This is a genomic window from Pseudomonas sp. v388, from assembly GCF_003935425.1.
Taxonomy (GTDB): Bacteria; Pseudomonadota; Gammaproteobacteria; order Pseudomonadales; family Pseudomonadaceae; genus Aquipseudomonas.
In genome coordinates, this window is record NZ_RHQN01000006.1 from 17,934 (window position 1) to 39,616 (window position 21,683).

The following is a 21,683-nucleotide window of genomic DNA, read 5'->3' on the forward strand; positions in this document are numbered from 1 at the left end:
ACGCCTTTACACCGAATGCAAATCTTTCGCATTATGTCGCAGCTTTTTTGGGCGCGTGTCGCCTCCTCCTTTTTTAGACGCAGGATTTCGTCATGATTCGTATGCCTCTGGCAACCGCAAGTCTGCTGGCCATCGCTATCTCTCTCGCCGGTTGTGGCGAGGAAAAGGACAAAGCTGCAGCCCCCGCGCCTGCACCTGCCGCTGCCCCGGCGGTACCTGCCGCGCCAACCGCCGCCGCTGCACCTCAAGCCAACGACGCGGATGCCAAGGCTGTGGTCGCCAACTACGCCACCCTCGTGGCAGCGGTCTTCGAAGATGCCGAAAACGGCGCCAGGCAACTGAGCACCGCAATCGACGCCTTCCTCGCCAAGCCGAACGATGAAACCCTCAAGGCCGCCCGCGAAGCCTGGCTGGCGGCACGGGTTCCGTACATGCAAAGCGAAGTATTCCGCTTCGGCAATACCAATATCGATGACTGGGAAGGCCAGGTTAACGCCTGGCCTCTGGACGAAGGCCTGATCGATTACGTCGCCAAGGATTACCAGCACGCCCTGGGCAACCCGGGCGCCACCGCCAACATCATTGCCAATACCGAAATCCAGGTCGGCGAAGACAAGGTCGACATCAAGGAAATCACGCCTCAAGCCCTTGCCGCGCTGAATGAACTGGGCGGTTCGGAGGCGAACGTCGCTACTGGCTACCACGCCATCGAATTCCTGCTGTGGGGCCAGGACCTCAACGGCAACAACGCCGGTGCCGGTGCACGCCCGGCCAGTGACTACCTCGAAGGCGCCGGCGCCACCGGCGGCCACAATGATCGCCGCCGCGCCTATCTCAAGGCCGTAACCGAACTGCTGGTCAGCGACCTGGAAGAAATGTCCGGCGACTGGAAAGCCGGCGTGGCCGACAACTATCGCGCCACCCTGGAAGCGGATTCAGGCGAAAACGGTCTGCGCAAGATGCTGTTCGGCATGGGCAGCCTGTCCTTGGGCGAACTGGCAGGCGAGCGCATGAAGGTCGCGCTGGAAGCCAACTCCAGCGAAGACGAGCACGACTGCTTCAGCGACAACACTCATAACTCGCACTTCTACAACGGCAAAGGCATCCGCAACGTCTACCTGGGCGAATACACCCGCACCGACGGCAGCAAGATCAATGGCCCAAGCCTCTCTTCGCTGGTCGCCAAGGCCGACCCGGCTGCCGACGCCGCCCTGCGCGCCGATCTGGACAACACCCAGGCCAAACTGCAGGTTCTGGTAGACCGCGCTCAGAAAGGCGAACACTTCGACCAACTGATCGCCGCCGGCAACACCGCAGGCAACCAGGTGGTTCAAGACGCCATCGCCGCACTGGTCAAGCAGACCAGCGCCATCGAGCAGGCTGCCGGCAAGCTGGGCATCACCGACCTGAACCCGGACAACGCCGATCACGATTTCTGATCAACGCGGTTGGGTGCTGAATGAAATGCCGGTCGGTGCGAACTGACCGGCATTTTTTATGGCTGGAACTTACGAAGGAGTGATCTTTCAGCGCGCCACGTAGGGCTTTTCTGAAACCCCCTATCACGTATTGATCGCTCATCGTGCGACCTTGAGTATCTGCGCCTTGTCCTCCTGACGGCGCATCCATGACCAAGCTTGCCAACGGCCCCGATAACCTACCGTGGTCGAAAAACGCCTACCTGCTGTTCAACGGCGTCACCCTTGCCCACCCAATGAGACGGATACTGAGCTGGAATCCCAGCCCGGTATACAAGCCGCTGTTTTTACAGACACGATTCAGCGGGCTTCTGGAGAAGTCCCCGGTGCTGGTCCAGATCAAGGGGCGGCGCGACCCGGTCTACACACCTTTTCTGGAAAATGCTCACCTTGAATGGGGGTTGCTGCTTTTCAGCGAGGCCGATCACCCTACCGTCCTCGCGCATCTGCGCTGGCTGGTGACGGTGGACCAACCCGTCGGCAAAGCGGTACTTCTTAACCTCTCCGATCCTGCAACTGCCAATGCGCTGTTCGGGCTATATCCGGCGCACACCGATAACCGCCTGTTCGGCCCGATCGATGAGATCTACGCCGCAGAAGTCGTGACTGAGACCTGGATACGCCACGTTCGGCAAGGCGCAGTCATTGCTCACGATCCAAAGGTTCTGTACCGCCTCACTGAAACGCAGATCGAGGCGCTGGATGAAGTCTCATTTCGGCTGAATGTGATCGATCTCGACAAACACATGGCCCGGTTCTTTCCCGACTATCTGCCGTGCGCAAGTCCAAAGGAGCGCTTTGAACGGCTTTACGAGTTGGCGCGCCATGCTTACGAAGCGGGTTTCCGAACCAAGGCTGACATCTTCCATTACGCCAATACCAGCCACTTCCTTTCCACCCAGCCACCCGGCGCCCATCCCGAGATAGTTGAAGTCATCCGGAACAAGTCAGGCCTGACGCCCTCGCAACGCATCAAGCAGGCTAACTGGCTGGTGGTGGAGCGAGACCGCGCGCAAAACGGAGCCCAGTCATGAGTCGCAAGACGTTATCGCCCATCGAGAAAGCCCACTGGGAAGCCACAGCCCAAGGCCACGACGATGCACAGGACAGCCTGTCGACCTGTCCGTTGATGGGCGACAAGGTTCAGCTGCTGCCGCTTCGTTACGGCCGCGTCGAGCGTTTGAGCAGCCCGACCGACTCTGAGATTTACGAACAGCTGCAACGGCCGATCGGCCTGCGTTTGCTGCGCGACGGCTATCTGTATGTCATCGACGAAACCTCCGGCTATTTGCATGAATACCGGATTCAGAACGGCGTGCCGGTCAAGCTGCTGTGGCAGGACCGGGAGGTCAATCAAGACGTACGGCAAACTTCCACAGGCGAAACGGCACTGATATTTCCTCGGGAAAGCGTGCTGTACATAGCGTATGCAGAGCTGCAATGGACCGCCGCAAAATGCTCCCACGTGTTGGGCAGTGCCGCCGACCGGGCCCACTTCATGCAACATGTAAGCCTCGCCGAACCGCACTGTCAGACCGGCGGCGTGCATCTGCGGGTTGAAAAGCAAGTGCTGGAACAACTGGCCGAGCTGGCAGAGCAACCGGCGGCCACGTGCCCTTCGCCCGATATTCCCGAGGAAGAACAGCAGGACTACATCTGGGAGGACCAGCCGCTGTTCCGCGAGGCGCATATTGGAGAGTTGAAGAACGCGATCAACCCCTTCTACGAGAAAAACCATCTCTACCTGGTCGTACAAGACAGTATCGGCATCTTGCGGGACCTGGCTGAAGAGCAGGATCGGGTTGTGACCTGGATCGAGCAATGGCGCAATCGCACCGACAACGACCTTCGCTACCCCATTGCCAGCTACATCGATACCTTGATCAAGGTGGGTGACCATACTACGAGACAGCAAAACGGGGAGTCGAAGCTGGTCGAAAAAACCACGCCTGAGCAGCGCACCTGGATTTACGATTATGTCGACGCGCGTAATACGTGGCGACTCCATCGCAACCAAGGCCCAGTGCCGGTCATTCCGGTTCCCGGCCAGCCTCAACCGCTCCCCAGCGACAGCTATGAAGAAAGCCCGGCAACCAAGGGTGCCAGACAGGAAATGGAGCGCCGCAAAGCCCAGATGATCGAAGCGCTGGGCAAACCGCTGCACGACGAATTGGAAGATGACATCGAAGCGCTGGAGAAGCGCAGCACCGGCGCTCTGGAAGGCGTGGGGCTGGGGTCTCGCGGTATCCACGACTTGGTCCGCGTGGAAGAAATGCAGCGTTATCTGAGCCGGGAACGTTTACATCTCAAACGCTGGACCGCGCGTCTGGATGCGATTACCGAAGATCGCATCAGCCTGTTCGAGCAAGGGGAGTTTCATCGTAGTGCCTGGTATTTCGACCCGGAACATCCGGACCAGCTAAAGAATGCGCTGGCGATGGAATTCAACTGCACCCGTGACATCGCTCGCACCGAAGCCTGCATGGAGCGACTAGGCAGGTATTTCCACAATAACCCGCACTTCATCCTGCCGGTGTTCTATGGCCGCCTGAACCTGAGTTTCCTACAGAGCAAGAGCGGCGACCTCATCAAGTGGCTCGATGACTTCACGAACTTCCCAAAAGCCTTGGCCGAGACACAACAACGCATCAACGAAGTCATTCACATTATGGGCAACCACTGGACCAACGGCCTCAACCTGACGCCTGAAGCCCAAGCTGCGCATCAGGCGGTGAATGCGACTTACATTCCGTCAGTCGCTTTGGATATGGACAACTGGCTCGCGAAAATGCAGCAGTTGCTCAATACGCCGCAGCTGCGACGGCACCTTGATACGTTCAGCACCTTCACCAACCGCGCTCAACGACTCGGCATGCTGTCCGCACTGCAGGTGGAAGGCGCGACCCTGAGCATCGCCAATCAGACTGACGTGGAGAACTTCAAAACCCTACTGGCGCGCTTCAATCAATTGCTCGGCAAGGAAGACCAGTTGATTCGCGATCGTGACCAACTGACCAAACAGCTCAGAAGACATGGGCACAGCCCGCAGCAGCGTCAGGATCTGATGTACGAGAAGCAGGCCATCAATCAGATGCTACTAAACGCGCGCAATGACCGTGCGGCGCTGAGGCGACAACTGGAAGCGGGAATCACGCCCACCAGTAACAGTCCTGCGGGGTTTATCGGGGTAAGACTAAATCTGACTCCGCCACAGCAGGCGGCTTTTGATGATGAAATTCGGCGGTTCAAGGCGGGGTTATCGAAGGGGTATGACACGGCGGGAAGCCGGATGGCGGGGTTTAAAGCAGGGTTGATGCCGTTGCTTGTTACCGGATTAATGGCCGGAAATCTAATTGATGCCCGGGCGGCTTGGCAACAGTCTGATCGGAGCGTCAAAGAGCGGGTCGTGATCTTCGGCGCGATTGCATCCGTGACTTCCGCTTTGTTATCTGTATGTCAGTCAGTAGCCATAAGCATTACTAACGAAGCGCTCCAGGCCACAATTGCTAGCACAAGCGGGAAGTCAGGCAGATTATTCCAACTCCGTATCGGGCAAATAGGGTTAGCGCTAGGGGGGTTCGTGTCAGCGCTATCACTAGTCGGCGCAGCAGGAACATCCGTGGCCAATTGGAGCAAATGGCAGGAAGCATTTATCAGTGGGACTTCCGGTGAAAAAGCCGGTGCGTTTATGGGACTTACCGGTGACACAGGAACACTTACCATCGCGACAGTCCAAGCCTTCAAAGCGGGAAGTGAGGTGATAGGGCTCATCCGAGAGATTAGGGGTGCATCAGACTGGATGAAAGCTCGTGTCGCCAGTTACGCCTGGACAACCCGCGGGGCGCGATTTCTGGCTTTTTCAGCTCGCCTTACACCAATAAGCCTTGCCTTCACCGCATTACAGTTGGGCGGCGAGGCGCTCTACAACTATTCATCTCTCGATGACCAACAACGTTGGTTGCTCTGTTGTGTCTGGGGCTTGGAAGCTCAGGGATGGGATTGGAGCACTCACGCCCAAAGGCTCGCTGAGGCCACACTAGTGCCGACTGTTGTGGATAGGGGAACCCATCGACAAACCGTTTTAAGTGAACCCGTTCGTAGTCTCCATCTCGTGCTCCCGGGCATAACGGCAGCGATGCTCGAGGAAAATTCTTTACTATGGGCCGCTATCTGGCATAACGCAGATGTCAAAAAAGACGTCACTGAAGCTCTGAGCGGTTTGATCTCGATAGCTGCCACAGCTCCGCTGACGATTGAGCTGAAGATCGCTCCGGATTGGCAAGGCCATCACAACATTCTTCATTTAAGACTGGCTGCGAAACCTTCAATAGCTCACCAACATTTGAAGGCGGACCAAGGCCATCTCTATTATCGGATATCTTTGGCGCAAGACCTCATCAGCAACCCCATACGTCCGTCGTTTCCGCTTCCTGAAAGCTTGAACTCTATTCCACTATTGCCCATTACGAAGGATAGCTTTCAATGAGCTCATGCAACCTGAATTGGCCTCCCCGCGCTGGTGACCTTGAATCCAAGCCCGACATGGTGACGTTCTATCTAGCCCCCAGACCTATACCAACGGGCGTCGCGGCCTTCAGCAGCAACCGCCTTGATTGTACGGCTAACGAAATTTATTGGGATTTCGTTCCAACGGTGTTCTCACTTGAGTTCGCAGCACGATGTTACATCGGCTGGCTCATGGGATTGATACTATTCAGTGCAATTGTTGGCATTGGAATAGGACTTGATGACTACTTCACAACCGGGAAACCTGTTTTCGAAACAGCGATTCCATTCGTAGTTTCCAACTGGTTATTGTGGATTGTCGTAACTGTTCTTGGATCCTATTACACCTACTCGCTTCTGAAGGCTATTTATATTATTAGTAAACTTGCTCCAGTTCGCTTCAACCGCCAACGCCGGGAAGTAGCTTACATGGTCAAACGCGGAGACACCCCACGAATTGTTCCTTGGGAAGATGTAATTGCTTGCGTCTCCACTAGCACGACCATCACCGAGTACGGCACTCAGAACAGCTTTGCTCTCAAAATAGGGCTACATGCAGGTTTAGAAGATCGACTGTTGTGGCTACAGGTGCCATCGCCCACCTTGGAATCTGCCGTCAGCGAGTGGGAAGCGATCCGCGTGTACATGGAAGAAGGCCCCACCGCCCTTCCCGTTCCCTTCATGGCCGGCATGCCCGAAGAAGGCACGGTGGCTTACTTTCATGCGTGCCGTCGCAATTATCGCGAGCGGCACTCGTACATCCGTTACGTCTGCGGGTTTCTGCTGATTCAGTTCTGCAGCGGCTGGACGCTGCCCAATCACATTGCCGAATGGGTTGAGCGCTTGCCCAGGACCGGCTTTCCAAAGGCGGTTCGCGAATGGTCGAAACCACTACCGCCTGAACAGTGGGCAAAGCCAAGCGCCGAGTTACTTGAAGAAAGCAAGGTGGTAAGGCGTAGCTTCAGAAAGGGGGTCGACCTGTTCCAGTATTTCAAGGAAAGGAGAACTGAGCCACCTCGCTAATCCCCGTCCACTCACGAACCCAAATACTCAGTTAAAGACTCTTATCGTCAGGGAATAATCAAGCGTGCTCCACACCAAACCTATAAAGCTCGCCCCGCTCCCAGTGCCTACCGGAGCACCTTCAGGCATACTGAACACACTCTGCATACAGGCTAATGATATATTTATCGACATAGCAGTTAAAAAACCAGAAAAAGAAATCTGGTCTATAGTTGAGACACTGCAAGTCGCATTCATACTATCAAACATTTTCAGCTTGATTGTATTTACCTGGCTATTCAAAGATCTCTATCATCACGACGACACCTTATCGAAGCATCTCTTCAGAATTTTCAATAGGCCTTGGTTTTGGCTCAGTCTGACACCTGGATTACTCTGCATACTATTAATAACACTGCGGGCTGCATGGCAAAACTTTAAATATCCGCCCATTCGATTCAATCGCCAGCGTCGGGAGGTGGTTTACGTTTCCGAACGTGGCTGCCGTCCACTTTACGTGCCATGGGAGAAAGTCAGCGCTGGCGTATATCAAACTGAGCCCGGCTCTCCACCCTACGCGTGGAAGGAGTTGAAACTCGGGTTTTCTGAGAAACCCGACTCCACTAAGGTATGGCACAGCATCGAGATGGTGTCTTGTTCATCTGCGGTCAGCTGCTGGGAGTCTATTCGACGTTTCATGGAGCGGGAAGACGAGCAATTGCCCGCTTTCGACCCCGTTGAGGAGCATAAACGCAAGAACATAACTTTGCGCAATAAACTCGACAGGGTGGATTATATTATTCATGTAGCACTCCCTGGTGCTCTCGAAGGGTGGACCCTGCCGATGTATCTTGCGAGATGGGTGGAAAAAATCTCACTTAAAAGTCTGCCCCGTGCTGTTCACGAATGGTCAGCTCCTTTACCTGCCCGCCAATGGAAAACTCCAAGCGATGAACTGGTAAAAGCTAGTAAATCGTTTCGCGAGAAACATCGGAAGGCTCGAGGTGCCAATGCTCGAGGTGGGCTCAATCACGTAATTTCGTAACAACAGATTGCAGGACCACCTGTAAACGATAATCCCTCTTATTCATTCCTTTTGAGGCTGATAAGCTTGCTCGCCCCATTTTTTGCTTCGACGCAGGATGTGTATGAGTACGCGGTATCACCCAGTCATTGCCTTGCTCGCGACCCTGGTCCTGAGCGGGTGTGATGATGCTCCGCGGTTCACGGAGGCGGAGCCTGGGGAGGCGTTGTCGGGCGGTGCTGCGACGGTTCGTAAGAGCGATCAGAATGCGTTCTCCATGCCCTCGGCCAACCTGTCTGCGGTGCGACGTCTGGATTTCAGTGTCGGCAACAGTTTCTTCCGCAGCCCCTGGGTGATAGCGCCGTCGACCACGACCGCTCGCGACGGGCTTGGCCCGCTGTTCAATACCAATGCCTGCCAGAACTGCCACATCAAGGACGGTCGCGGGCATCCCCCTGAAGCCGGTGCCACCAATGCCGTGTCGATGCTGGTCAGGCTGTCGCTTCCGGATCATGCGTCCGCGGCCGAGCTGATCAAACGCGGTGGCGTGCGGATCGAACCCACTTATGGCGTGCAGTTGCAGGACATGGCCGTGCCGGGTGTCGCTCCGGAAGGCAAGGTGCGGGTCGAATACGATCCTCTTACGGTGCGGTTCAGGGATGGCACCACGGTTGAGCTGCGTCGTCCCACCTTGCGCATTACCCAGTTGAGTTACGGCCTTATGCATCCCGAAACCCGAGTCTCGTCCAGGATCGCACCGCCGATGATCGGGCTGGGGTTGCTGGAGGCGATTCCGGATGCCGCGATCCTCGCCAACGCCGATCCGGACGACAAAGCCGGCACCGGTATTTCCGGGCGCCCGAACTGGGTGTGGGACGATGTGCAGCAGAAGGTGGTACTGGGCCGCTTCGGCTGGAAGGCCGGCCAACCCAACCTCAATCAGCAGAACGTGCACGCTTTCACCGGCGACATGGGGTTGACTACCCGCCTGCGACCTTTCGACGATTGCACACCGGCGCAGACCGACTGCCTCGCGGCCCCGAACGGCAATGGCCCGGACGGCGAGCCGGAGGTCAGCGACAACATTTTGCGTCTGGTGGAGTTCTACACCCGCAACCTGGGCGTCCCGGCGCGCCGTGATGTCGACGACCCACAGGTGCTGGCTGGCAAGGGGCTGTTTTTCCAGGCTGGCTGCCAACAGTGCCATACACCGAAATTCACCACCCGCGCCGACGCGGCCGAGCCGGAACTGGCCAATCAGGTGATCCGTCCCTATAGCGATCTGCTGCTGCATGACATGGGTGAAGGCCTGGCCGACAACCGCACCGAATTCCAGGCCAATGGCCGCGAATGGCGCACGCCGCCACTGTGGGGCATTGGCCTGACCGCCACGGTCAGCGGCCATACCCAGTTCCTGCATGACGGGCGCGCCCGCAATCTGCTGGAGGCGATCCTCTGGCACGGTGGTGAAGCGCAGGCGGCGCAGCGTCAGGTTCTGGCTTACGATGCCGAACAGCGCGCGGCGCTGTTGGCATTCCTGAACTCATTATAATTTCTTCTCTTCAGATCTAAGGAGCCGGACATGTTCCGACCCAAGTTGTTGTTCACCAGCCTCGCGGCTCTGGCCCTGGGCGCCTGCGCACCGTCGGATCCTCAGGCGGTCACCTCTGCGGCCATCGCCGAGCGCGTCATCCTGCCGACCTACAGCCGTTGGGTAGAAGCAGACCGCCAACTGGCGAGCAGCGCTTTGGCGTTCTGTCAGGGCAAGACCGATCTGGAGAGCGCCCGTGCCGACTTCCTCAAGGCGCAGAAGACCTGGGCCCAATTGCAGCCCCTGTTGATCGGACCGCTGGCCGAGGGCAATCGCGCCTGGCAGGTGCAGTTCTGGCCGGACAAGAAAAACCTCGTGGGTCGCCAGGTCGAGCAGCTGGTAACCGCCCAGCCACAGATCACCGCCGAAGCGCTGTCCAAGGCCAGTGTCGTGGTGCAGGGCCTTTCCGCCTACGAGTACATCCTGTTCGACGCCGGTATCGACATGGCCAACGCCGAGCAGAAAGCCCGTTATTGCCCGTTATTGATGGCCATCGGCGAGTACCAGAAAATGCTGGCTGAAGACATCCTCAGCCGCTGGAACAGCAACGATGGCATGCTCGCCCAGTTGAGCAAGTTTCCCAATCAGCGCTACGCCGATTCCCACGAAGCCATCGCCGAACTACTACGCGTTCAGGTCACCGCGCTGGACGCACTGAAGAAAAAACTCGGCACGCCGCTGGGTCGTCAGACCAAGGGGCAGCCGCAACCATTCCAGGCCGACGCGTGGCGTAGCAAAGCGTCCCTGAGCAGCCTGGAAGCGAGTCTGGTCAGCGCTGAAACCCTATGGGCCGGTGTGGATAACAAGGGTCTGCGCGGCTTGCTGCCCGCCGAGCAGAAACCGCTGGCGGACAAAATCGACACCGCCTACGCTGCCAGCCGCAAGCTGCTGGCGCAGCTTCAGCCGCCGCTGGCCGACCTGCTGGCGACCGAGACAGGCCGCCAACAACTCAACAGCTTTTACGACAGCCTGAACGTGGTTCATCGCCTGCATGAAGGCGAACTGGCCAAAGCGCTGGGTATTCAGCTCGGCTTCAACGCCCACGACGGCGACTGATCAGGAGTAACTGAGATGATGTTGCGACGCCAGGTCCTGACCATCGGTAGCCTGTTGCTCAGCGCCTGCACGCTGGGCGGCTGGACGCTTTTCCGCCACAAGGACAAAAGCCCGCTGCTGCTGTCGGCCCGTGACGACGCCAACGGCCGGCACTACGCGGTCGGCTATCGGCTCGACGGCACACAGGTGTTCGCCACCGAGGTCGGCCAGCGCTGTCACGACATCATTAATCATCCGACACTCGCGCTAGCGGTGTTCATCGCCCGCAGGCCGGGCACCGAGAGCTATCTGATCGACCTGAAGGACGGCCGCCTGCTGCAAACCATCACGTCCCGACCAAACCGGCATTTCTACGGTCATGCCGTCATTCATCGTGATGGCGAGTGGTTGTATGCCACTGAAAACGACACCACCGAACCGGGGCGCGGGTTGCTGGGTGTGTATCGATTCGTCGGCCAACGTCTGGAGCATGCCGGCGAGATCCCGACTCATGGAGTCGGCCCGCATCAGGTCTCGTGGATGCCGGACGGTGAAACGCTGGTGGTGGCCAACGGCGGCATCCGTACCGAGGCCGATAGCCGGGTCGAGATGAACCTCGACGCCATGGAGCCGAGCCTTGTGCTGATGCAGCGTGACGGCACATTGCTCAGCAAGGAGACGCTTTCCCAACAGATGAACAGCGTGCGCCATCTGGCGATTGCTGGCGACGGCACGATTGTCGCGGGACAGCAGTTCATGGGGGATTCCCATGAATCCGCCGAACTGCTGGCGATCAAGCGTCCGGGCAAACCCTTCGCCGCGTTCCCTATTGCGCCAGAACAGCTCGGAGCCATGGCCCACTACACCGCCAGCGTCGCGGTTCATGACGACCTGCGCCTGGTTGCGTTGACGGCCCCGCGCGGCAACCGGTTTTTCATCTGGGATCTGGACAGCGGCGCACTGAAACTGGACGCGCCACTGCCCGACTGTGCAGGCGTCGGCGCCGTGGCCGATGGCTTCGTGGTGACCTCAGGCCAGGGCCGCTGCCGCTTCTATGATTGCCGCAAGCCTGAACTGCTGGCCAGGCCGTTGGATCTGCCAAGCGGATTCTGGGACAACCATCTGCATCTGGCCTGATACCGTTTGACGCTTATCACTGCATCGCAGGAGAACGGACTTTGCCCTGCGCGTCAGCAATCGCCCGGATGCCTTCGACTGCGTCGCCAAGCTGGGCAACGATGCGGTTGCCCACGTCCTGGTCCGCGCCGCCCATGGCCTTGTTGCGCACGAACGCTTTCTTGATCTCTGCCCAGCGCCTGGCTTGCTCAGCGCTCAACTGTCCACGCAGCTCGGCGAGCTTGAGCAGGTTCTCTTCGGCGCCGTGGGTCAACAATTGCGATTCGCCCCGATAGTGGTCCGTGACGAGCTGATCGATCTCGGCCTCATTCATGACCGCGCAGACCCGTTCGGCGAGCTTGTTCATGTTGCGGTAACTGCCCTGCAAGCGAAACGGCGGTTCGGTGCGGTACTCGTCGGCTTGCGCCGCGCTGTCGATGTACGCCGCGTTCACCTTGAGCAGGATGTCGCGCACGGTCATCAGCCGACGCAGCGTCTCGGTCAGCTCGGTGATTTCTGAACGACTGTAGTCATGGCTTAGATCGGTGCTGCTCAAAGCACGGCCTTCGGCGTACTCGACGAGCTGATGGAGATCCCGGACGTCGCGGTTGGCGAGCGGCGCCAGCGTCGGGTTGGACGTCATGCAGTTCTCGATGTAGCTCAAGGCAAAAGCCTGGGAATTGCCGCCCGTGACCTCGCCCAGGTTGTAGACATCCGCCCGGTTGACCAGCATGTCAGGAATCCTGAAGACCTCGCCAGACTCGGTGTAGGGGTTGCCGGCCATCACCATCCAGAATTTCCTGCCGCGCAGATCACATGTTTTGGACTGCCCTTTCCAGACGTTTTCGATTCGCCGGGAACCGTCACAGAGGCTGATGAACTTCTGCAGGAAACCGGGGGACAGGTGCTGGATATCATCGATCAGCAGGCAGACGTTGCTGGCCATCTCCAGAGCCAGATTGAGTTTCTCAAGCTCCATGCGCGAGGGGCCGTCCGGCGCTTGAGCCGGATCAAGGGAGGTCACGCCGTGGCCGAGCGCAGGGCCGTTTATCTTGACGAACGCCATGCCCAGTTGGAACGCGATGTATTCGATCAGCGTGGTCTTGCCGTAGCCCGGCGGCGAGATCAGCATCAGCAGCCCCATCAGGTCGCTGCGTTTGCTCTCCCCCGCCGCGCCTATCTGCTTGGCGAGATTGTCGGCAATCAGGGGCAGGTAGACCGAATCGATCAGCCGGTTGCGGACGAACGAAGCCAGCGGGCGCGATTGAAAATCGGCAATGCGCAGCGTCTGGCGCTCTCGCTGAAGGGTCGACTGGCGAAAGGCCTGATACGCATGCAGCTGAGGCACGAACACCTCACGATGCTCACGCAGGCGAGTGAAGAAATCGTCCAGCGTGAGGGGCAGCGTGCCCTCGCGGATCGTCGGATGCTCACCCAGCAACCCATCGACTTGGAAAGTCAGCACAGCAGGCCTGATCCGCAGGGCGGGTTTGCCGGCCATGCGCAGCAGCAACAGCGCCACGGCTTCGGGTGCATAGTGCGCGAGCGTGCCTTGTTCAAGGTTCAGGCACAGGCCTGCAACCCAGTGGCCGGTCACCGTCCACTGACCGAACAGGTCGCCCGTCATCGACCGCACGACATCGCTCAGTGAGTCACCGCAACCCTCGGCATCCAGCCGCCGGTCGAGTTCCCCGACAATCGTCCAGGCATGCCCACTGGCCTCGAACGCGACATGCTCCTGGGACAGGACCGACAACAGGTAATCGGCGCTTTCGCACAGCGTTTGCGATGACGCCGGAAACTTCACGCTGGCTGCGTAGTTTTCAAGGGCAAGAGCAATGTCGTTACGCATCGCCGTCATCGCTTCATCATGGTTGAACAGTCGCCGGACAGCGTCGGCGGACCGCACCTGCCGCGGCCAGCTGGCCATTTGCGTTTCGAATGCTCCGGGCAGATACCACGCGATCAGGGCCAAGGCACGGGCCTGCGGGCTGAAGCGCAATAAACCGGCTGCGGTCATGCACGGCATCAGTTGCTCTAGAATCAAGGCCGCATCATGGTCGTGGACACCTTTCTCGTAGCCCTCCTTGTAGAGCGGCGTGCAGAAATTGCGGATATGCCGCTCCAAAGCGTTCCGGTCCATCTGCGAAAGCTCGCCACCCGCCTCCAGCACTTGCCAGGCAAGGTATTCGCCTCGGTACAGCGTGTCCGACTCCGATTCGAGGCCGGTCTGAAAACAACGCCGCATGGCAGGCACGGCATCATCCGTGAGGCGCTCGAAAAACTCGGTGCCGGTGATGTGCAGCCAAAGCTGGTCATCGCGCGGAACCAGGGTCAGGTCCAGCGCCTGCGCATTGATGCTGAAGGAATGACGCGGCCCGAGTTTCAACAGCTTGCCGCTGCTGTCGAACAGGTCGGTTTTGTCCCGTTGCGCCCTGAACGCCTGATCGCGCAGTGCCTTGAGGCGTGCGTCGAGGTCATCGGCCTTTACACTGTCGCCCAGATCCCGCAGGCGTAAGGCCAGCTCGCGGAACTTGAGAACCTGAGGATCGGCGGCGAAAAAGGCATTGAGCTGTTCCGCGCCTGTAAAACCGGCCATGCGCCGTGGCAGGCTGGCGAGGATTCGATTAGCCGCATCCTGCAGCGCCTGCATCTGGCGCTGCAGGGTATCGAGCAGCGTCTGTCGGTGTTGCTCGAAGGCTTCCACGAGCTCTTCGCGCTTGAGCATGATGTCATCCAGGAATGACTGATGCTCGCCGAAGCGGCTTTCCAGATCTTCCACCTGAATCAAGAGCTTCGATAACTGCTCGTCACACGCCTGTGGCGTGCTCGCCAGTCCCAGAGCGTGGGTGATGCCCTGGGTGAACAGCTGGAATTGCGCGGCAAACTCCGCCATGGATTCCGACGCGGTCATCGCCTTGCGATGCGCCTTGGCCTGCGCCGTCACCTGGTTCAACAGGGCATAGACCTGGGAAATGGCCTCGATGACACGAGTACGGCGGGTGGCATCATCGATACCCAAGGCATTGGCGAGACCCGACAGCACGTCCAGACTCGCAGCCATATCAGCCAGCCCCGCCTCGGGTTGCACCAGGTCGAACGCAGTAGCGGCCGCCTGAACCTGTGCGCTCAGCGCTTCGATGCGCTGGCTATAGGGCAGCAACGCTTCCGGCTGTTCCATGAACTGCGCAGCATCGCCGGCGATACGCTCGAACGGGTCGTTCAGGCTTTGCTCCAGCGCATCGACGGCCGCCACGTCGATGTAGCGTTGTTCGCGGATCGTCAGCAAATGACCGCGCAACCCGGTAATGGCGTTGAGCTGGTCGACGAACGCCTGGATATCGTCCCGGACCGGCCTGCGCAGCTGGTCGGACAGCGCTGCGTGGCGGCTCCGGGCCTGCTCCAGCAATTGGGCGGAACGGCGGCGGACATGCTCGACCTTCTCGAACTCGTCGGCGATGGATTCACCGGTCTGGCCGATATCGCGCAATAGAGCGGCTGTCTGCGCCGTAGATTCGTGCGCCAGCCAGTGATAGGTGTCCAGCAGGCTGCTGACCTGCGGCGTCAGCAGGGCAAAGCGCGCCGCCGTCAGATCGCTGGCCTGGGTTTCTCTTGCCAGAGCGTAGAGTCCGGATATCCCGCGGACCAGTTCGGCATTGCCGATCCGCCCCAGAAACGTGTTGCTCGCTGGCTGCCGCGCAGCATGCTCGTCAGTGTTGAAGGGCGTCTGCCAGATTTGCATGGGATGGTTGCGAGTCGGCTGGTCCTGCGCCGAGAAGATCACCATGCGCCCGTCTTCCAGTCGGGCATAACCGTGGCCGAACAAGGGTGTCTGCAACTGCCGACTGATCGTGTTGTAGGTGAAAAGCGCTGAACGCCCTTCGAGCGCATCGTAGAAGATGTACAACACATCCTCGCCGTTGGGGGAGCGGATTCGGCGCTTGAACTGCATTCGCTGCATGGACGCGTCGAACGTCCTGTATTCGCCGTTTTGCAGATACAGACCGCCGGGGAACACGATTCCGTGGTCTTCAGGAAGTTGCTGGCACGCCTGGCTGATGGCATCGATCCGGACGATGGTGCGCAGCAGCGTGTTGTAGACCAGGTAGTGCTGAGACTCCTCCTTGTAGGGACGGATGTTCAACAGGATCAGGTTGCCGAGCCTGGCATAGGCGATCTGCAGGTCAGGCAGCGACTGGTTCTTTTCGAACAATGCGTGTCGATACAGCACTTCTCCGGCAGCGGTGTTGTTTTCGATCTTCAGCGTCAGGTCGCCAGCGTCGAGCTGGACATAGATGCTGTCCAGAATACTGACGCGCGGATGACGGTCGCTGACGATCATGTCCCGGGTGACCGACGTCCATTCGAAGTCATAAGGAGCGACAGAAGCGATGTCACGCTCTCCCCGATTGTCGATATAGCGAACCCGGGCGCCGCCATCGGCAAGGGACCAGCGAAACACTCGGATGTCATCGATGCGCTCGCCTACCTGAAAGCTGGCCAGCAACAGGTTGTCATGCACTGCCAGTTCAAGCAGTCGTGCGTCGCGGTAGTAGGTATAGAGTTCCTCGAAGTCCTTGCGAAAAGCCGGATCGTCGAGCCAGCTTCCTTCCAGGGCTACCGCCTGAGCATCGTAGCCGTCGTCGCCTTCAACCAGCCGGAAGAGGCCGAAGACCTCTGCGATACGCGTCTCGACTTTTAGGCCGAGGAACACGTTGTAACCGAACAGCAGGTACTCGCCGACCCGCACGATGTCCCGCGACAGGCAGTTATTCTCCGTGCGGACCCGTAGCCGTCCGAGGACTTCCATGCGGCTGCCGCCGAACTCCGCAAGCCGTTGTTCGTTGAGACTGTCGATGTTCAGGGAAAGGCGGCTGCCCAGGTTCCTCAAACGCTTGAGCAACACCTCATAAGCGCCGCCTTCGGCGACGGCGTTGTCCACGGCCGGGGCTTGAGGTAAATCGTTCGACATGCTTGCGTCCGGACAAGATGATCAGGGATTGAAATCCAGGGCGCGGCACCAGTCCCGCCCTGGACGACCTTGCTTAACGGGCCTGTGACTCCGGCTGACGTGCAACGACCTTGTCGCCGGCGACCCTGGAGAGCATGCCGAGCCCGGCCTGAATGACCTGCGCGGCAAGCGGGCTGCTCTGGTTCAAGCCTTCGATGGCCTTGCCGACGGAAAGCGATTTCACGAAGGCGTCAAACACGGAGTTGTCGCCACCGCCGACGAATTGAATGCTGGCCTTGCTCATGGCACAAGACAGCACCTGAGCCTGCTGCTCAGCGATTTTTTCGTTGGCGGCAATGCTCGCCAGGGTGATATCGAACTGGTTTTGCAGGGCGAGGCGGAATTCCTCATGCTCGCGGGCGTCACCGGTGAGCTTCTGCATGGCCTCGAATTTTTCGGTAAGCCCTGCCGCCTCGGCCTCGAAACGCTTCTGCAAGACTTGCGCTTCGGCAGCGCCGACTTCGTGGATGGTGGCCGCTCTGGATTCGCCGACAGCCTTGTCGCCTTCGGCCTGGGACAGCAGGCGCTGCCTGAGCACGGCTGCTTCGGCCAACCCTTCGCGTTCGGTGGCTTGAGCGATCTGCATGCGGATCTCTGCCTTGGACTCGCCGATCGCCCGATCACCTTCTGCCTGAGACAACAGGCGCTGCTTGAGTACCAGAGCCTCCGTCAGGCCTTCGCGCTCGGCGGCCTCAGCGGTCTGGATACGCACCTGTGCTTCGGCAAGTCCCGGCGCTGCTTTTTCGGCGCGTATTCCTTCGGCGCGTTTCATGGCGGCCTGGGACTCGCGCTCGGCCTTGCTCAGATCAGCTTCGGCCAGCGTCACCAGCTCTCTGGCGCGGTGCTCCGAGACCGCGCTGTCGGCCTCGGCCTGCTTGACCAGACACACCAGATCGCGCTCAGCCTGGGCCTGGGCTTCGGTGAGTACCACGATTTTCTTGCGATCTGCCTCGGCAACCACACGCAAGGTGGTGATCGCTTCTTCCTCCTGCGCAACGGTTTTCTCGACGCTGACTCGCTCGCGCGTGACGTTGGCGATCTCGCTGCGCTTCTCTTCAAGCTGCCGATCACGCTCGATGCGGCTGAGCGCCACCTCCCGCTCGCGGTCGATCTGAGCCAGCGACTGGGCGCGAACGACCGTTTCCTTTTCGAGCATGACCACCCGCTCGCTGTTCTGATTGGCGACATCCACCTCACGCTGGTGGTTGACCTGCGCAATGTCGATTCGCTGAGCCGTGGCAATACGCGCCTCTTCCGCCCGCAGGTGCTCTTCAGACTGGATTTTCAGGGTCTCGGCTTCTTCGCGGGCGATCACCGAGGCGATCTCGCGTTTCTGCCGGGCCTGGGCGTCGGCCTTCTGGCGCTCCAGCGCGAGGCTCGCCTCGATCGCTTCGACATTTTTCTTCTGGATCCTGAGATCCTGGTCCCGCTCCAGTTCGTTGGTCACGACGTTATGTGAAGACGTCAGCTCGGTGATCTTGCGAATACCCTCGGCATCGAGGATGTTGTCGCGATCCAGCTCTGCCTTGGGTGTCTGCTCCAGGTAGTCGATGGCTACGTCTTCCAGCACGTAGCCGGACAGGTCCTGGCCGATCACATTGACGATCTCGTCGCGAAACCGCACACGGTCCTCGAACAGCTCGACGAAATCGAACTGCTTGCCGACCGTCTTGAGCGCCTCGGAAAACTTGGCGTTGAACAGCTCATTCACGGCCGCCTTGTCCGAGGCTCGCTGCACACCGATGGCCTTGGCCACCTTGAGCACGTCGTCCTGGGTTTCGTTGACCCGCAGGAAAAATGCGACGGTGATATCGGCCCGCATGTTGTCGCGACAGATCAGCCCGCCCTTGCCCTTGCGTTCGATCTCAAGGGTGATGACGCTGATCTGCATCTTTTCCATGAGGTAGAGATAAGGCAGCACCATGGCGCCGGTGAAATAGACCTTGGGTCTGCTGGACAGATCATTGACGATCAATGCCGTGCCTTGCGGGACCTTGACGTAGAACGTCTTGATCAGCACCGCCAGGGCGATCAGGGCCATCACGGCGATGCACAGAACGATGAGAAACGGTAAAGCCAAGTCCAGCATGCTGAATTACTCCACTCCAGGGCTCAGCCCTTGAAATCCGATTCGGCGATGACGAGGTAGACATGCTCGTCAGCGAGGTATTGAAGAATGACGACCCGCTCATTACGCGTGAATGTTCGTTCGCCAAAAGCGCGAACTTGCAGCAACAGTCCTGCGCCCCCGTCGTTCAGAAGGGCCGTTCCTCTTTGGCAAGTAACGGTCGAACTTCGCACAACGGCAACGCTACCGATAACAGGTATTGGCGGCGGGCCTTTTATCTTCTTCATCAATGGTTTGAATAGCCGGACGATCAGCGCCGTAGTTACCAATGCCGCCAATAACGAGATCACTCCACTGACAAAACCCAGCGGGTAATAAAAGAACCCGAGTGACAGTTGTTCTATCAAAAGTAACTGAATGAAGTAACTCACCAGCCAGCCAACCAGACTGATCAAGGTGAACACTACCGAAACCGGTACTGCGGCCATTCCCAACTGGAAAAACAACCCTTTTTCAGCATCGGCGGCGGCCTTGTCACAGGCTGAGACCGCCTGAAGGTCGATCTCCACGGATTCGGTGTCGAGCATTCCGGTGCAAACCAGCAGCCAATAGATGAACGCCAAGGCCAGACCGAGGCTGAAGACAACCACCGGGAACGAGAATGTCACTTCAAGAAAGCGGTCCATGTCAGCGATCCTTGCCGGCGCAGGCGGAGCGCGAGGCGTTTGCCTTGATCCGCTGCAACACCCGTGACGCGCTGGAACCGTCGGGAGGGATGCCGGCCTTGCGCAGGCGCTGTTCAAGACCGGCTTCGCCGGCCATGACTTCCTCCTGCGCTTGCAGGCGGGCCGCGGTTTCCCGCTGACGCTGGCGAACCTCGTCCAGGGCATCCGCCGCAGCCTTGAGCCGTGCCGTCGAACCATGACCGGATGCCGAGAGTGCTGCCTGGGCCTGTTGCATCCGGGCAGTGGCACGTACCACTTCGAGCTGGGTCTTGAGTTCCCTGAGCCTGTCTTCACCGGCTGTCACCGCGTCGCGAAGAGTGCAGGCCATGTCCGAATATTCCCGGGCGATGCGGGTGTCCTGTGCCAGCACGGGCTCGAGCCTGCTGATCTGCCCCGCGACCTCCAGCGCGAGGTCTTCACGGCCGGCAGCGATTGCCATTTCGGCACTGGTGGTCAGTGACGCCAGACGCTCCTCGGTCCGGGTTACATCTGCGGCGCAAAGCAAACCCTTGCCCATCAAGCTCGCGAGACTCGATCGGCTGTGCGTGAGCTGCGCTTCTGCATCCCGGATTTCCTGGTCAAGAATGCGCAGTGCCTGACTGGCGATGACCGACTCACCGATCTCGTGGGCACCGCCACGCAGGGCAGTCAATATTCGTGTCCAGATTCGCACCATGAAAAAGTCCCTTTTCACCAGGCCGCTACAGCAGGAAAAACAGCAAGAAAAACAGCGGGAAAGACGGATAAATGAAAATTCACATATCCGGAGGCGGGCAGAAGATCGCATATATGACGTTGAGCGGATGTAGGACTCTCCATTCAATTAAGTAAGATATTTCCTCAAAACTTGACGATCAGAGAGTCCTCGCTTTGAGTTCTTCTAAAAACTTGCATAACCGCACGAATTTGAAATACTGCGAGCCTGTCTTCATCAGCGGGATCACCCGCCAGAATTTCCCCAAGGATGTGGAATCATGTTGCGTCGACGTATGCTGGTCATGCTCGGTGTGGTGTTACTTGTGGTACTCGCGCTCGCGGGCTACAAGGCTTTTTCGATTTATCAACAGATTCAACAGGTCAGCGCGCCCAAGCCGCCGATCAGCGTTGCCGTGGTCAGCGTCGGCGAACAACCGTGGCAGAGCCGGCTGCCGGCAATCGGTACGCTCAAGGCGTTACAGGGTGTTGACCTGAGCCTGGAGATCGCCGGCACGGTGAAAGCCCTGTCGTTCGAGTCCGGGCAGACCGTCCGCGTCGGCCAGCCGCTGCTGCAGCTGGACAGCGACGTCGAGCGCGCCCTGCTGGGCACGGCCGAAGCCGATCTGGGTCTGGCGCAGGTCGAGTACGGCCGGGGCAGCCGGCTGGTGGGTGACCAGGCCATTTCCAGAGGCGACTTCGACAAGCTGGCAGCCCAGCTCAAGAAGGCCGATGCCACCGTCGCCCAGCTCAAGGCTTCCCTGGCGAAAAAACAGATCCTGGCGCCCTTCACCGGCACCATCGGTATTCGTCAGGTGGATGTCGGGGACTATCTGGCCAGCGGTACGGTGATCGCGACCCTGCAGGATCTGAGCAGCCTTTATCTGGACTTCTACGTGCCCGAGCAGGCGCTGCCGTCGCTGGCCGTCGGCCAGGTCGCGCAGGTCAGCGTGGCGGCCTACCCGCAGGAATCGTTCGAGGCCAGGGTCAGCGCGATCAACCCCAAGGTCGATGACACCACGCGCAACATTCTGATTCGCGCGACGCTGCCCAACCCTCAAGGCCGGCTCCTGCCGGGAATGTTCGCCAGCCTGCAGGTACTGTTGCCGGGTTCGCCTGTCCGGCTCGTGGTGCCGGAGAGCGCAATCACCTACACCCTCTATGGCAACTCGGTGTACGCAGTGGTGCCGAGGAAAAACCAGAAGGGCGAGCCGGAGCTGGACGACCAGGGTCGGCAGCAATGGTCGGTCGAGCGACGTTTTGTAACCACAGGCGAGCGACGAAGCGGACTGGTCGTGATCGACAAGGGCCTCGCCGCTGGAGAACAAGTGGTCAGTGGCGGACAACTCAAGCTCGATAACGGTGTGCACGTCGCCATCAGCCCGGACAAGCTGGCTGTCGATCCTGCCGGCCCGCCGCGCGTTGACTGATCAG

Annotated in this window: 13 protein-coding genes; 9 read left to right on the top strand and 4 right to left on the bottom strand. The window is 59.2% G+C overall.

All coding sequences use genetic code 11. From position 1 onward, the window contains the following. The first annotated feature begins 92 nt into the window (after positions 1-92). The 8 genes from EGJ27_RS14915 to EGJ27_RS14950 all read left to right on the top strand — a co-directional run bounded on the left by EGJ27_RS14915 (position 93) and on the right by EGJ27_RS14950 (position 11,773). Positions 93-1,439 carry an imelysin family protein gene (locus EGJ27_RS14915; protein WP_125831527.1) on the top strand — a complete coding sequence of 449 codons (1,347 nt, stop codon included), beginning with the start codon at positions 93-95 and terminating at the stop codon, positions 1,437-1,439. Positions 1,440-1,627: 188 nt separating this feature from the next. Beyond that, the gene (locus EGJ27_RS14920) at positions 1,628-2,512 is read left to right on the top strand and encodes a DUF4123 domain-containing protein (RefSeq protein WP_125831528.1); all 885 of its coding nucleotides are present in this window, start codon (positions 1,628-1,630) and stop codon (positions 2,510-2,512) included. Beyond that, positions 2,509-5,964, top strand: coding sequence for a toxin VasX (locus EGJ27_RS14925; protein WP_125831529.1), 3,456 nt, complete (start codon positions 2,509-2,511; stop codon positions 5,962-5,964). The genes EGJ27_RS14920 and EGJ27_RS14925 overlap by 4 nt, the downstream gene beginning before the upstream one ends. Beyond that, positions 5,961-7,007: a hypothetical protein gene (locus EGJ27_RS14930; protein WP_256672857.1), complete on the top strand. Its 1,047-nt coding sequence runs from the start codon at positions 5,961-5,963 to the stop codon at positions 7,005-7,007. The genes EGJ27_RS14925 and EGJ27_RS14930 overlap by 4 nt, the downstream gene beginning before the upstream one ends. A 64-nt stretch (positions 7,008-7,071) precedes the next feature. Further along, positions 7,072-8,031, top strand: coding sequence for a DUF6708 domain-containing protein (locus EGJ27_RS14935; RefSeq protein WP_125831530.1), 960 nt, complete (start codon positions 7,072-7,074; stop codon positions 8,029-8,031). Positions 8,032-8,134: 103 nt separating this feature from the next. Beyond that, positions 8,135-9,562: a di-heme oxidoredictase family protein gene (locus EGJ27_RS14940; protein ID WP_125831531.1), complete on the top strand. Its 1,428-nt coding sequence runs from the start codon at positions 8,135-8,137 to the stop codon at positions 9,560-9,562. A 30-nt stretch (positions 9,563-9,592) separates the two neighbouring features. After that, a complete protein-coding gene (locus EGJ27_RS14945; protein ID WP_125831532.1) occupies positions 9,593-10,657 on the top strand; it encodes an imelysin family protein in 1,065 nt (354 codons plus the stop codon). 18 nt (positions 10,658-10,675) lie between these two features. Then, positions 10,676-11,773: a DUF1513 domain-containing protein gene (locus tag EGJ27_RS14950; RefSeq protein WP_125831881.1), complete on the top strand. Its 1,098-nt coding sequence runs from the start codon at positions 10,676-10,678 to the stop codon at positions 11,771-11,773. A 16-nt stretch (positions 11,774-11,789) separates the two neighbouring features. Here EGJ27_RS14950 and EGJ27_RS14955 read toward each other — a convergent pair whose 3' ends face one another. From EGJ27_RS14955 to EGJ27_RS14970, 4 genes are all read right to left on the bottom strand, one after another. Then, positions 11,790-16,724, bottom strand: coding sequence for a DNA repair ATPase (locus EGJ27_RS14955; protein ID WP_125831533.1), 4,935 nt, complete (start codon positions 16,722-16,724; stop codon positions 11,790-11,792). 73 nt (positions 16,725-16,797) lie between these two features. Further along, the gene (locus tag EGJ27_RS14960) at positions 16,798-18,852 is read right to left on the bottom strand and encodes a hypothetical protein (RefSeq protein WP_125831534.1); all 2,055 of its coding nucleotides are present in this window, start codon (positions 18,850-18,852) and stop codon (positions 16,798-16,800) included. A gap of 23 nt (positions 18,853-18,875) precedes the next feature. Beyond that, complete coding sequence (locus tag EGJ27_RS14965; protein WP_125831535.1) at positions 18,876-19,517, bottom strand: hypothetical protein; 642 nt, start codon at positions 19,515-19,517, stop codon at positions 18,876-18,878. A gap of 1 nt (position 19,518) precedes the next feature. Then, complete coding sequence (locus tag EGJ27_RS14970; RefSeq protein WP_125831536.1) at positions 19,519-20,343, bottom strand: PspA/IM30 family protein; 825 nt, start codon at positions 20,341-20,343, stop codon at positions 19,519-19,521. Between the two features lie 187 nt (positions 20,344-20,530). Here EGJ27_RS14970 and EGJ27_RS14975 point away from each other — a divergent pair, with 187 nt between their 5' ends. Then, positions 20,531-21,679 (top strand): efflux RND transporter periplasmic adaptor subunit, encoded by a 1,149-nt coding sequence (locus EGJ27_RS14975; protein ID WP_125831537.1) that lies wholly within the window; start codon positions 20,531-20,533, stop codon positions 21,677-21,679. Positions 21,680-21,683: the final 4 nt, after the last annotated feature.